The following is a 13,257-nucleotide window of genomic DNA, read 5'->3' as shown; positions in this document are numbered from 1 at the left end:
CATGAGCGCACGCAACAACCAGGCGAACAAGGCCGCCGCCCGCGAGCGGCTGCGCGTCGAGCGCGAACGCCAGGCGAAGAAGGACAAGGCCCGCCGTCAGGTGATCGTCGGCGTGTCGGCCGTCGCCCTGCTGGCCGTGGCCGGCGGCGTCGGCTACCTCGTCGTCCAGGCCGGCAAGCCCGGGCAGTGGGAGGCCGCCAAGGACGCGAAGAACGTCACGGCTCCCCGGAACACCGAGGGCGCGAACGGCACCACGGTCGTGATCGGCAAGCCGGAGGCGAAGAAGACCCTGGAGCTGTACGAGGACTCGCGCTGCCCGGTGTGCGCGACCTTCGAGCAGCAGGTCGGCGCCGTGGTCGAGAAGGACGTCGCGGACGGCAAGTACAAGGTCAAGTACGTCGGCGCCACCTTCATCGACAACGCCGCGCAGGGCGAGGGGTCGAAGAACGCCCTGTCGGCGCTCGGCGCGGCGCTCGACGTGAGCCCCGAGGCCTTCCTGAAGTACAAGTCGGCCCTCTACTCCACGCAGTTCCACCCGGAGGAGACCCAGGACAAGTTCGCCAAGGACTCCTACCTCCTGGAGGTGGCGGACTCGGTGCCCGCGCTGAAGGGCAACGCGCAGTTCAAGAAGAACGTGGAGGACGGCACCTTCGACGCCTGGGCGATGAAGATGTCCGCGGCGTTCGACGCGAGCGGCGTGAAGGGCACGCCGACGCTGAAGATGGACGGCAAGGCGCTGACCGCCGAGGGCAGCGAGAACCCGCCGCTGACGGCGGACCAGTTCAACACGGCGATCACCGCGGCCCTCAAGGGCTAGGTGTATTGATCACGCGCTCCGGGGGCCGCCCCCGGAGCGTGGTGACACCGGCGGGGACCGCCGGACGGCACGGTGTCGACGGGCAGGCGAACTTTCCGGTTTTCGCCTGCCCGTGCGGCGTACCGGCCAGTAATCTGACTGCCCGTGACCAGTCGTTTCATATCCTCCGCCCCCACCCGCCGTACGGTCGTGAAGGCCGCCGCCGTCACGGCCGTCGCCGCACCGGCGCTGGTGGGCGCCGCCTCCCCCGCACTCGCGGAGACCGAGGCCCCCGCATTCCTCCACGGCGTCGCCTCCGGCGACCCGCTGCCCGACGGCGTCCTGCTCTGGACGCGCGTCACCCCCGTCGCCGACGCCGTGCCCGGTTCCGGCACGGGCCCGGACGTCGCGGTCGACTGGGAGGTCGCCGAGGACCGCGCCTTCGCCAGGACCGTGGCCCGGGGAACGGCCACCGCGACCGCCGCCTCCGACCACACCGTCAAGGCCGACGTCCGCGGGCTGCGCCCCGCGACCACCTACCACTTCCGCTTCACGGCCGGCGGGACCGTCTCCCCGGTCGGCCGCACCCGCACCACCCCGGCCGCCGAGGCCGCCACACCCGGCGTCCGCTTCGGCGTGGTCTCCTGCGCCAACTGGGAGTCCGGCTACTTCTCCGCCTACCGCCACCTCGCCGCCCGCGCCGACCTGGACGCCGTCCTGCATCTCGGCGACTACATCTACGAGTACGCCAGCGGCGGCTATCCGGAGGCGAAGTACGTCGTCCGTCCGCACGAGCCGCGGCACGAGATCGTCTCGCTGTCCGACTACCGGACCCGGCACGGGAAGTACAAGACGGACGCGGACCTGCAGGCGCTGCACGCCGCCCACCCGGTCGTCGCGATCTGGGACGACCACGAGTTCGCCAACGACGCCTGGTCGGGCGGCGCGGAGAACCACACGCCGGGCGCCGAGGGAGCCTGGGCGGACCGGGTCGCCGCCGCCAAGCAGGCGTACTTCGAGTGGATGCCGGTCCGCGCGTCGACGGAGGGCACCGTCTACCGGCGGCTGCGCTTCGGCAAGCTGGCCGATCTGCACCTGCTCGACCTGCGCTCCTTCCGCTCCCAGCAGGCCGGGGTCGGCAGCGGCGCGGTCGACGACCCGGAGCGCACCCTGACCGGTCGCGCCCAGCTGGACTGGCTGAAGTCCGGTCTGGCGGGCTCGGACGCCCAGTGGAAGCTCGTCGGCACCTCGGTGATGATCTCGCCGGTGGCCTTCGGCTCCCTGCCCGCGCACCTGCTCGGCCCGCTCGCGGAGCTGCTGGGGCTGCCGAAGGAGGGCCTCGCGGTCAACGTCGACCAGTGGGACGGCTACACGGACGACCGCCGGGAGCTGCTGAACCACCTGACCCAGCGATCGGTGCGGAACACCGTCTTCCTGACCGGTGACATCCACATGGCCTGGGCCAACGACGTGCCGGTGAAGGCGGCGACGTACCCGCTGTCGCAGTCGGCGGCGACCGAGTTCGTCGTGACGTCGGTGACCTCCGACAACCTCGACGACATCCTCCACGTCGCGCCCGGCACGGTGTCGGTGGTGGCCGCCGGGGCGATCAAGGCCGCCAACCGCCATGTGAAGTGGGTGGACATGGACCACCACGGCTACGGCGTCCTCGACGTGACCGCCGAGCAGGCGCAGATGGACTACTACACGGTCTCCGACAAGGCCCGTACGGACGCGACGGCCGCCTGGGCGCGCTCGTACCGGACGGCCACCGGAACGCAGCGTGTCGAGCGGGTGTACCAGCCGGTGCGCTGACACCTCGTCATGGTCGATTTTCGGCCATGATCCGCATTGTTAACGGGAGATCACATCATCACGGCGGGTGGTGGGTTCGGACGATCGAATCCGGACACACCACCCGTCTCCGCTCCCCCGCCCGTTACGCCTCTGTCTCAAAGTCCGGAAGTCACGAAAGTTTTTCTTCCCGTTGCCCCGAAATGCACCACGAATGATTGGGCTTGATCAATGCTCATCAACGGCTGACATGGACCCGTAATCTCCCCGCGATGGCGAGGAAGTCCCTCTCCACCACCCCCCGCGAGGAGTCACCAGTGCGTGCTCTTGTCCGTATATCGCCGCGCATGTCACGTCGTATGCTCGGCACTGCCGTGATGGCCGGAACCTTGGCCCTGGCGCCGCTTTCCGCCCCTTCGGCCTCCCCCGTCACCACCTCCGCCGCCGGCACGTCCGCCGCGGACTGCGTGGACGGTTCGGACGCCGTCTCCAGCGCCCGCAAGGCGAAGGGCGGCACCACCCACGCCGCCGAGCCCAACGAGGTCACCGCCGCCCAGGCCAAGGCCATGGACGCGGACCTGAACAACAGACTGTCCAAGATCCGGTCGTCCGGCCGCAGCTCCGCCGCCGCCTCCGCCGCGGCCGTGGTGAACATCCCGGTCTACTTCCACGTCATCCACAGCGGCACGACCGGCAAGCTCAGCTCCACCGCGATCAACAACCAGATGGCCGTCCTCAACGCCGCGTACGCGGGCCAGGGCACCGGCAACGTGAACACCAACTTCCAGTTCACCCTGGCCGGAACCGACTACACGGACAACGCCACCTGGTACAACCTGTCCTCCGGCTCCACCGCCGAGAAGCAGATGAAGCAGACCCTCCGCAAGGGCGGCGCGGGCGCGCTGAACTTCTACACCGCGAACCTCGGCGGCGGCCTGCTGGGCTGGGCGACCTTCCCGTCCTCGTACAACTCCAGCCCGTCCATGGACGGTGTGGTCGTGCTCGACGCCTCGCTGCCGGGCGGATCCGCCGCCAACTACAACGAGGGCGACACCGCCACCCACGAGGTCGGCCACTGGATGGGGCTGTACCACACGTTCCAGGGCGGCTGCAACGGATCCGGCGACTCGGTGAGCGACACCCCGGCCGAGAAGAGCCCGGCCTACGAGTGCCCGACCGGCCGCGACAGCTGCGCCTCCAAGGCGGGTGTGGACCCCATCCACAACTTCATGGACTACACCTACGACGCGTGCATGTACCAGTTCACCGCGGGCCAGGTCGCGCGGATGAGCAGCGCCTGGACCGCGTACCGCGCAGGCTGAACGTTGCTCCACTGAGGAGCCGGGCACTCTGAGGCCCGGCAACCGGGGAAGGGCGCGGCGGGAGAGCCCCCGCCGCGCCCTTCTTCCGTCGGATCAGAGGCTCTCGACGAAGCCGAGGGCCAGCGTCCAGGTCTCCTCGGCGGCGGCCTCGTCCCAGTCCGGGAGCTCCGGGTCGGTGTACAGGTGGCCGGCGCCCGGGTAGCGGTAGATCTCGACGTCGGCGCCGATCCGCCGCATCTGCAGGTACCAGGACGTCAGCCAGTCGTACGACTCGAAGGGGTCGGGATCGGCCACGTGCAGCTGGACCGGCAGGTCGTCGACCGTCACGTTCGGGGCGATGTCCGAGGTGCCGTGGAGCATCAGCAGCCCGCGCGCCCGCTCGTCGCCGAGGGCGAGCGTCTGGGCGACCGAGGCGCCGAAGGAGAAGCCCGCGTAGACGAGGCCGCGCTCGGAGTACGGGGCCGCGGCGAGGATCGCCCGCCGCAGCAGCTCGTCCTTGCCGATCTTCTCCTTGAGCTCCGTCCCCTCCTCGACGGTCTCGGCCGTCCGCCCCTCGAAGAGATCGGGCACGTGCACCTCGTGCCCGGCGGCCCGCAGCCGCTCGGCCGCGGCCTCCACCGCCGGGCGCAGGCCGTGGACCGAGTGGAAAAGCATGATGTCCATGCGGCCATCCTCCCTCACGGCGGCTACTTCAGACTGCGCACGTCCAGCCGGCGCAGCACCCGGTCGACCACCTCGGGATCGGCGCCCGGCTCGTTCCGGGCCGACAGCACCTCGTGGCGCGCGGCCGACATCATCTCGCGCTGGATCCGCTGGACGGCCTTGATCCGCCCGGCCCGCTCGGCGAAGGCGGCCCGCCGCTCCTCGTCCAGCATGTCCGGGCTGATCCGCGCCCCGATGTCGAACGCCCCGCGCAGGAGCCGCTCCTGGACCTCCTCGGGCAGCTCCTCCAGGTCCTCGATGTCCTTCAGCCGGCGCCGCGCCGCCTTCGCCGCCCGGATCGCGAGGTTCCGCTCCAGCTCCCGCTCGGCGTCGGTGTCGGCCCGCACCCCGAGCCGCCTCACCAGCCAGGGCAGGCTGAGACCCTGGATGACGAGCGTGGCGATGATCACGCAGAAGGCGATGAAGATGATCTGGTCACGGCCGGGGAAGGGCGCGCCGTCGTCCGTGCGCAGCGGGATGGCGAGCGCCAGCGCCACCGAGGCCACTCCCCGCATCCCGGCCCACCACATGACGACGGTCTCCCGCCAGCTCATGGGGACCTCCTCGTCGTAGTCGCGCCGGGTGTGCAGCCGCTTCGCCAGCCAGGTCGCGGGAAGCAGCCACACCAGCCGGACGGCGACGACGACACCGGCCACCGCGGCACCCCAGCCGATCATCTCGCCGAGGTGCCCCTCGGCGGTCCCGAAGACGACGTGGAGCTCCAGCCCGATGAGCCCGAAGGCGATGCCCGCCACGAGCGTGTCGACGATCTCCCAGAAGGTCTGCCCGGCGAGCCGCCCCACGACGTCGTCGGCGTCGGTCGCGTGGTGCGCGAGATAGAGGGCCACGACGAGGACGGCGAGGACGCCGGAGCCGTGCAGCTCCTCGGCGATGACGTACGACACGAAGGGGACGAGGAGGGTGAGTCCGGTCTGCAGCGTGGCCTCGCCGAGCAGGGCCATGAGCTTGTTGCTGATCCAGCCGAGGCCGAGGCCGACCGCGACGGCGACGACGGCGGAGAGGACCAGTTCGGCGCCCGCCTCCTCCCAGGAGAAGGAGCCGCCGACGACCGCGCCGATGGCCACGTGGTAGAGCACGATCGCGGTCACGTCGTTGAAGAGGCCCTCGCCCTCCAGGATCGAGACGAGACGGCGCGGCAGCCCGAGAGAGCCGGCGACGGCGGTCGCGGCGACCGGGTCGGGCGGCGCGACGAGCGCGCCGAGGGCCACGGCGGCGGCGAGGGGGAGCCCGGGGACGAGGGCGCCCGCCACGGCGGCGACGGCGGCCGTGGTGACGAAGACGAGGGCGACGGCGAGCAGGAAGATGGGCCGTCTGTTCGCCGCGAACTGCCGCCAGGACGTGCGCTGCACGGAGGCGTAGAGGAGCGGCGGGAGGACCAGCGGCAGGATGAACTCGGGCGGGATGTCGACGTTCGGCACGAACGGCAGGAAGGCCAGCACGATCCCGATCAGGGTCATCAGGACCGGAGCCGGCAGCCCCAGCCGCTCCCCCAGCGGCACGGTGAGCAGCGCGCCGAGCAACAGCAGGAACAACAGGGCCAATTGGTCCACGGGGAGCCCTCCGCCTTCCGGCGCGTCGACGATCAGGGTCCCAACCCTGCCACGAACGCCCCGAATCAGACGAAAGCACCGTGGGCGCGACACTGCCGGAGGACCGCTGCCGCGGCGGAGGGCGCCGGACGGCGCGGAAAGCACGACGGCCGCGCTCGCGGCGCGGCCGTCGGGGGGCGGCCCCCAGGGGCCGCCGGAGCTCAGATCGAGCGGCGCATCGCCCGGTGCGCGATGCCCGCGTCCGGGAACTCGGGTCCGTAGGCCGCGTAGCCGAGGCGCTCGTAGAAGCCGAGGGCGTGCGTCTGTGCGTGCAGGTCCACGGCCGCCAGGCCGCGCTCGCGCGCCGCGTCCTCGATCGCGCGCACCAGGGCCGCGCCGACACCGAGGCCCCGGGCCGCCTTGGTGACGGCGAGCCGCCCCAGGGAGCCCACCGCCGCGTCGCCGCCGGTCTTGCCCGCCGCGTCCGCGCCGTACAGCAGCCGGCCGGTGCCGAGCGGCAGACCGTCGTCGCGGATCGCCAGCACGTGCACGGCCGTCTCGTCGTAGGAGTCGTACTCGATCTCCTGCGGGACCCGCTGCTCGACCACGAAGACGTCCTTGCGGACGGCGAAGCAGGCCGCGCGGTCGTCCGGCGCGACGGCCTCCCGTACCGAGAAGCCCGCGCCGGCGCTCACTGGCTCTCCGCAGCGATCCGGTCCAGCGCCTGCTGGAGGTCCGCCGGGTAGGTGGACGAGAACTCGACCCGCCGGCCGTCCTCCGGGTGCTCGAAGCCGAGCCGCACGGCGTGCAGCCACTGCCGGGTCAGGCCGAGCCGCTTGGCCATCGTCGGGTCCGCGCCGTAGGTGAGGTCGCCGACGCACGGGTGGCGGTGGGCCGACATGTGCACCCGGATCTGGTGCGTGCGGCCCGTCTCCAGCTTGATGTCGAGCAGCGAGGCCGCGCGGTACGCCTCGATCAGGTCGTAGTGGGTGACGGACGCCTTGCCGTCGGCGGTCACCGCCCACTTGTAGTCGTGGTTCGGGTGCCGGCCGATCGGCGCGTCGATCGTGCCGCTCATCGGGTCCGGGTGCCCCTGCACCAGCGCGTGGTAGCGCTTGTCGACGACCCGCTCCTTGAACTGGGCCTTGAGCAGCGTGTACGCCCGCTCCGACTTCGCGACGACCATCAGGCCGGAGGTGCCGACGTCGAGCCGGTGCACGATCCCCTGGCGCTCGGCGGCGCCGGAGGTGGAGATGCGGTAGCCCGCGGCCGCCAGGCCGCCGATCACGGTCGTGCCGGTCCAGCCGGGGCTGGGGTGCGCGGCGACCCCGACGGGCTTCATGATCACGACGATGTCGTCGTCGTCGTGGACGATCTCCATGCCCTCGACGGGCTCGGCCACGATCTGGACCGGCGCCGGCGCGCCGGGCATCTCGACCTCGAGCCAGGCGCCGCCGCTGACCCGCTCGGACTTGCCGACGACGGAGCCGTCGACCTGGACCTTCCCGGCGGCGGCCAGCTCGGCCGCCTTCGTACGGGAGAACCCGAACATTCGGGCGATGGCGGCGTCGACGCGCTCGCCCTCCAGGCCATCGGGAACGGGCAGGGTGCGGACCTCGGGACTCGTACTCACCCGTCGAGTATGCCGGACGCCGCCGGTGACCGGTTCCGCCCTCAGTCCTTGTGGACGGTCCCGTCCGGGTCGAGACCGCGGAAGGAGAGGATGACGATCAGGAAGCCGCCGCACACGATCGCCGAGTCCGCCAGGTTGAAGACGGCGAAGTGGGCGGGCGCGATGAAGTCGACCACCGCGCCCTCGAAGACGCCCGGGGCGCGGAAGATCCGGTCGGTGAGGTTGCCCAGCGCACCGCCGAGCAGCAGGCCGAGCGCGATGGCCCACGCGGTGCTGTAGAGCTTCCGGGCCAGCCGGATGATCACGACGATCACGACCGCCGCGATGCAGGTGAAGATGATCGTGAAGGCCTCACCCATGCCGAACGCGGCGCCGGGATTGCGGATCGCGTCGAACTTGAGCAGGTCGCCGACGACCCGGATCGGCTCGTGGCCCTCCAGCTTGGCGACGACCAGCATCTTGCTGCCGAGGTCGACGAGGTACGCGACGAGCGCCACCACGAGCAGCGCGACGATCTTCCGCCTGCCCTTCGGCAGCTCTGCGGGAGCCGCCGCCTCGTCGGCCCCTGCTGAATCCGGCGTACCGATGACGCGCTCCGCCTCTGTCACGTGAGTCCCTCAACCTAGGTGCCTGACTGTGCACGAGGGTACGGCACGGCCGTGCGGCGCCGTCAGCCGCGGCGCTCCTGTTTCTGCTTGTCCTCGACGCACAGGGTGGCCCGCGGGAACGCCTGCATCCGCGCCTTGCCGATGGGCTTGCCGCAGACCTCGCAGAGGCCGTACGTGCCCGCGTCGAGCCGTTCCAGGGCGTGCTCGGACTGCTCCAGCATCTCCCGGGCGTTCGCGGCCAGCGCCAGCTCGTGCTCGCGCGTGATGTTCTTCGTGCCGGTGTCGGCCTGGTCGTCCCCCGCGCCGTCCCCGGAGTCCCGCATCAGACCGGTGAGCTCCTGCTGGGAGTGGAGCAGCTCGGACCGGAGTCTGAGCACCTCGCTCTCCAGCTCGGCACGGGCCTCGGCGACCTCCTCGGGCGTCCACGGCTCCTCGCCGGGACGCACGGCGAGCTCGCCGGCGCGGGCCTGGGGCACCGCTGCCCCGTCCTCGGCCGTCGTCACGCCACCCGCGGTCTTCTTCGCTGCCACCGTCCTGGCTCCTGTCTTCTCCACCCGTGCCGCGGATGCGGCCTTCTTCCTGACTGCGGTCTTCCTGGCCGGTGCCTTCCGGACGGCGGCCTTCCCCACCGGGGTACCGTCCGTCCCCGCCACCGTCCCGGCCCCGTCCGCCGCGACCCCGGACGCGGCGGCGTCCGAGGCGGCGGCCCGCTTCGCACCCGTCCGCTTGGCGGCGGTCCTCTTCGCCGTCTTCGTCGCGGTGGTGCTCCCCGCGGTCGTGGTCGTGGTCGCGCTCTTCCGGGCCGGGGCCGCCGTGCCCGCCTTCTTCGCGGCCGTGGACTTCTTGCCGTTCACGGCCTTGGCCGCCCCGTCCGCACCGGCGGGGCCGGCGGCCGAGGTCTTCTTCGCGGCGGTCTTCTTCGCCACCATGTCGCGGCCCCTTCACATTTTGTGATCTTGCTCGCGAATCGTGCTGGGACGATAAATCGGCCCAGGGTCCGCGGCAACGGGGCTCGCCGCCGTTTCCCACCCGCCCATGCCCGCGGCAAGGCGAGCCTGCCTGCGTTGTGCCCAGCTCCCCGGCCGGTAACCCCGACGACCACTCCCCCACATGGGCGCACCCGAAGTCCGTGCCCCCGGTGTGGCCATTCGGGTCACCGGAAAACCGGTCTGCCACGCCGCTCCGGGGCCCGTACACTGGGCCCAGCGAAAGGCTTGGATGGGGACGAGTAGCGTCGTACGCAGCCATGAGCGACCCGGGGACGGTGAGAGCCCGGGGGCCAGCCCGATGTGAAGCATCACCCCGGAGCCGCCGGAAGAAAGCCGTGAGGCGAGTAGACCCGGCATCGCGACCCCAATGAGGGGGCCACGGGCGCACGCCCGGGGCCAAGGAGGGTGGTACCGCGGGAAGCGCGCAGCACGGCGCTCTCGTCCCTCCGGACGGAAACGAAGCAGTCCGCCGGAGGAGCTCACCCCATGACGCCGCCGCAATACCGCCAGGTGCCCGCCCAGGTCGACCTGCCCGCGCTCGAGCACGCCGTTCTCGACTTCTGGCGCGAGAGCAAGGTCTTCGCCAAGACCCTGGAGCAGTCCGAGGGCCGCCCCGAGTGGGTGTTCTACGAGGGCCCGCCGACCGCCAACGGCATGCCCGGTGCCCACCACATCGAGGCCCGCGTCTTCAAGGACGTCTTCCCCCGCTTCCGGACCATGCGCGGCTACCACGTGGCCCGCAAGGCCGGCTGGGACTGCCACGGGCTGCCCGTCGAACTCGCCGTCGAGAAGGAACTCGGCTTCGCCGGCAAGAAGGACATCGAGGCGTACGGCATCGCGGCCTTCAACGACAAGTGCCGCGAGTCGGTGACCCGCCACACCGACGCCTTCGCCGAGCTCACGACCCGCATGGGTTACTGGGTCGACCTCGACGACGCGTACCGGACCATGGACCCCGAGTACATCGAGTCGGTCTGGTGGTCGCTGAAGCAGATCTTCGACAAGGGCCTGCTCGTGCAGGACCACCGCGTCGCCCCCTGGTGCCCGCGCTGCGGCACCGGCCTCTCGGACCACGAGCTGGCGCAGGGCTACGAGACCGTCGTCGACCCGTCCGTCTTCGTCCGCTTCCCGCTGACCTCCGGTCCGCTGGCCGGCCGGGCGGCGCTCCTGGTCTGGACGACGACCCCCTGGACCCTGGTCTCCAACACGGCGGTCGCGGCCCACCCCGAGGTGACCTACGTCGTCGCCACGGACGGCGATGAGCAGCTGGTCGTCGCCGAGCCGCTGGTCGACAAGGCCCTCGGCGAAGGCTGGGTGACCACCGGCGAGACCTTCACCGGCGCCGAGATGGAGCGCTGGACGTACCAGCGCCCCTTCGAGCTGGTGGAGTTCCCGAGCGTCGGCGAGGGAACCGACGGACAGCGTCCGGCCGAGGCGCACTACGTCGTCAACGCCGAGTACGTGACCACCGAGGACGGCACGGGTCTCGTGCACCAGTCCCCCGCCTTCGGCGAGGACGACCTCAAGGTCTGCCGGTCCTACGGCCTGCCGGTCGTGAACCCGGTCCGCCCCGACGGCACCTTCGAGGAGGACGTGCCGCTGGTCGGCGGCGTCTTCTTCAAGAAGGCCGACGAGGCCCTCACCGCGGACCTGGGCGCCCGCGGCCTGCTCTTCCGGCACGTCCCGTACGAGCACAGCTACCCGCACTGCTGGCGCTGCCACACGGCGCTGCTCTACTACGCGCAGCCCTCCTGGTACATCCGCACCACCGCCGTCAAGGACCGTCTCCTCCAGGAGAACGAGAAGACGAACTGGTTCCCGGACACCGTCAAGCACGGCCGCTTCGGCGACTGGCTGAGCAACAACATCGACTGGGCGCTCTCCCGCAACCGCTACTGGGGCACCCCGCTGCCGATCTGGCGCTGCGAGGAGGGCCACCTCACCTGCGTCGGTTCCCGCGAGGAGCTCTCGCGGCTGACCGGCACGGACCAGTCGTCCCTGGACCCGCACCGCCCGTACATCGACGACGTCACCTTCACCTGCGGCCACGAGGGCTGCTCGGCCGAGGCGACGCGCGTCCCGGAGGTCATCGACGCCTGGTACGACTCGGGCTCGATGCCGTTCGCGCAGTACGGGTACCCGTACAAGAACAAGGAGCTGTTCGAGAGCCGGTACCCGGCGCAGTTCATCTCCGAGGCCATCGACCAGACGCGCGGCTGGTTCTACACGCTGATGGCGGTCGGCACGCTGGTCTTCGACAAGTCCTCGTACGAGAACGTGGTCTGCCTGGGCCACATCCTCGCCGAGGACGGCCGCAAGATGTCCAAGCACCTCGGCAACACCCTGGACCCGATCCCGCTGATGGACCGGCACGGCGCGGACGCGGTGCGCTGGTTCATGGCGGCCGGCGGCTCCCCGTGGGCGGCCCGCCGGGTCGGTCACGGCACGATCCAGGAGGTCGTGCGCAAGACCCTGCTGACGTACTGGAACACGGTCGCCTTCCAGGCGCTGTACGCCCGTACGTCCGGCTGGGCGCCGTCCGCGGCGGACCCGGCGCCGGCGGACCGCACGGTCCTGGACCGCTGGCTGCTGAGCGAGCTCAACGCGCTGGTGGACCAGGTCACACAGGCGCTGGAGTCCTACGACACCCAGCGCGCGGGCAAGCTGGTCTCCTCCTTCGTCGACGACCTGTCGAACTGGTACGTGCGGCGCTCGCGCCGCCGGTTCTGGCAGGGCGACGCGGCGGCGCTGCGCACCCTGCACGACGTGATCGAGACGGTCACCCGCCTGATGGCCCCGCTGACGCCGTTCATCACGGAGCGCGTCTGGCAGGACCTGGTGGTCCCCGTGACGCCCGACGCACCCGAGTCGGTCCACCTCTCCACCTGGCCGGAGGCGGACCTCACGGCCGTCGACCCGGAGCTGTCCCAGCAGATGCTGCTGGTGCGGCGCCTGGTGGAGCTGGGCCGGGCGACGCGGGCGGAGTCCGGCGTCAAGACCCGCCAGCCGCTCTCCCGCGCCCTGGTGGCCGCCCACGGCTTCGCCGCGCTCTCCGACGAGCTGCGGGCGCAGATCACGGAGGAGCTGAACGTCTCCTCGCTGGCATCGCTCAGCGAGGTCGGCGGCTCACTGGTCGACACGACCGCGAAGGCGAACTTCCGGGCGCTGGGCAAGCGCTTCGGCAAGGGCGTCCAGGACGTGGCGAAGGCGGTCGCGGCGGCGGACGCGGCGGCGCTGTCGCTGGCGCTGCGCTCCGGCGAGGCGACGCTGGAGGTCGACGGCGAGACGATCACGGTCGGCCCCGACGAGATCATCATCACGGAGACCCCGCGGGAGGGCTGGTCGGTCGCCTCGGACTCCGGCGCGACGGTCGCCCTGGACCTGGAGATCACTCCGGAGCTGCGGCGGGCCGGCCTGGCGCGTGACGCGATCCGCCTGATCCAGGAGGCCCGCAAGAACAGCGGCCTGGACGTGGCGGACCGGATCGCCCTGCGCTGGACCTCGGACTCCGCGGAGACGACGGAGGCGCTGACGGCGCACGCGGACCTGATCGCGGACGAGGTCCTGGCGACGGACCACGCCCGGGGCGAGGCGGACGCCGGCTTCGGCGCCCCGTTCACGGACGAGTCCCTCTCCCTGACGTTCCGCCTCCGCAAGGCGTAGGCGCTCCGCCAGAGGCCCGGCACCCCTTCGGTGGGGTGCCGGGCCTCCGGCGTGCGGGGCGGGGCGCTAGGTCCTGTCCGGGCGATCTTCTCGGGCCCGCGACGACGGCTGCGGCACCTCGCGGCGTTGTCGGAGTCGCCCGAGTACGCCCAGTACGAGGGCGATCCTCCGCCTTGCGATGCACCACATCCGACGCCGCG

At 71.5% G+C, this 13,257-nt stretch carries 10 protein-coding genes; 4 read left to right on the top strand and 6 right to left on the bottom strand.

The window, feature by feature from the left end; all coding sequences use genetic code 11:
• Nucleotide 1: 1 nt before the first annotated feature.
• From ACE1OA_RS25690 to ACE1OA_RS25680, 3 genes are all read left to right on the top strand, one after another.
• Nucleotides 2-817, top strand: coding sequence for a DsbA family protein (locus tag ACE1OA_RS25690; protein ID WP_356603323.1), 816 nt, complete (start codon nucleotides 2-4; stop codon nucleotides 815-817).
• Nucleotides 818-961: 144 nt separating this feature from the next.
• The gene (locus tag ACE1OA_RS25685; RefSeq protein ID WP_386542478.1) at nucleotides 962-2,611 is read left to right on the top strand and encodes an alkaline phosphatase D family protein; all 1,650 of its coding nucleotides are present in this window, start codon (nucleotides 962-964) and stop codon (nucleotides 2,609-2,611) included.
• 356 nt (nucleotides 2,612-2,967) lie between these two features.
• Nucleotides 2,968-3,912, top strand: a complete 945-nt coding sequence (locus ACE1OA_RS25680; protein WP_384870466.1) for a zinc metalloprotease — start codon at nucleotides 2,968-2,970, stop codon at nucleotides 3,910-3,912.
• 93 nt (nucleotides 3,913-4,005) lie between these two features.
• Here the strand turns inward: ACE1OA_RS25680 and ACE1OA_RS25675 are convergent, their stop codons facing one another.
• The 6 genes from ACE1OA_RS25675 to ACE1OA_RS25650 all read right to left on the bottom strand — a co-directional run bounded on the left by ACE1OA_RS25675 (nucleotide 4,006) and on the right by ACE1OA_RS25650 (nucleotide 9,334).
• Complete coding sequence (locus ACE1OA_RS25675; protein WP_432753452.1) at nucleotides 4,006-4,575, bottom strand: dienelactone hydrolase family protein; 570 nt, start codon at nucleotides 4,573-4,575, stop codon at nucleotides 4,006-4,008.
• 23 nt (nucleotides 4,576-4,598) lie between these two features.
• Nucleotides 4,599-6,185 carry a Na+/H+ antiporter gene (locus ACE1OA_RS25670; protein ID WP_356779856.1) on the bottom strand — a complete coding sequence of 529 codons (1,587 nt, stop codon included), beginning with the start codon at nucleotides 6,183-6,185 and terminating at the stop codon, nucleotides 4,599-4,601.
• Nucleotides 6,186-6,385: 200 nt separating this feature from the next.
• On the bottom strand, nucleotides 6,386-6,859 hold the full coding sequence (locus tag ACE1OA_RS25665) for a GNAT family N-acetyltransferase (RefSeq protein ID WP_356603315.1): 474 nt from the start codon (nucleotides 6,857-6,859) through the stop codon (nucleotides 6,386-6,388).
• Complete coding sequence (locus ACE1OA_RS25660; protein WP_432753451.1) at nucleotides 6,856-7,797, bottom strand: RluA family pseudouridine synthase; 942 nt, start codon at nucleotides 7,795-7,797, stop codon at nucleotides 6,856-6,858. Before ACE1OA_RS25660 ends, ACE1OA_RS25665 begins: the two co-directional genes overlap by 4 nt.
• Nucleotides 7,798-7,838: 41 nt before the next feature.
• The gene (gene lspA / locus ACE1OA_RS25655; RefSeq protein WP_356603311.1) at nucleotides 7,839-8,405 is read right to left on the bottom strand and encodes a signal peptidase II; all 567 of its coding nucleotides are present in this window, start codon (nucleotides 8,403-8,405) and stop codon (nucleotides 7,839-7,841) included.
• A 62-nt stretch (nucleotides 8,406-8,467) separates the two neighbouring features.
• On the bottom strand, nucleotides 8,468-9,334 hold the full coding sequence (locus ACE1OA_RS25650) for a TraR/DksA C4-type zinc finger protein (protein WP_432753450.1): 867 nt from the start codon (nucleotides 9,332-9,334) through the stop codon (nucleotides 8,468-8,470).
• A 546-nt stretch (nucleotides 9,335-9,880) separates the two neighbouring features.
• Between ACE1OA_RS25650 and ileS the strand changes: the two genes are divergently transcribed.
• Nucleotides 9,881-13,057: an isoleucine--tRNA ligase gene (gene ileS / locus ACE1OA_RS25645; protein ID WP_384870462.1), complete on the top strand. Its 3,177-nt coding sequence runs from the start codon at nucleotides 9,881-9,883 to the stop codon at nucleotides 13,055-13,057.
• The last annotated feature ends 200 nt before the right edge of the window (nucleotides 13,058-13,257 follow it).

Source organism: Streptomyces sp. JL2001, assembly GCF_050917515.1.
In the GTDB taxonomy this organism is placed as follows: Bacteria; Actinomycetota; Actinomycetes; order Streptomycetales; family Streptomycetaceae; genus Streptomyces.
The sequence above is the reverse complement of the archived record's forward strand: the minus strand, read 5'-3'. Positions and strand labels throughout refer to the sequence as shown.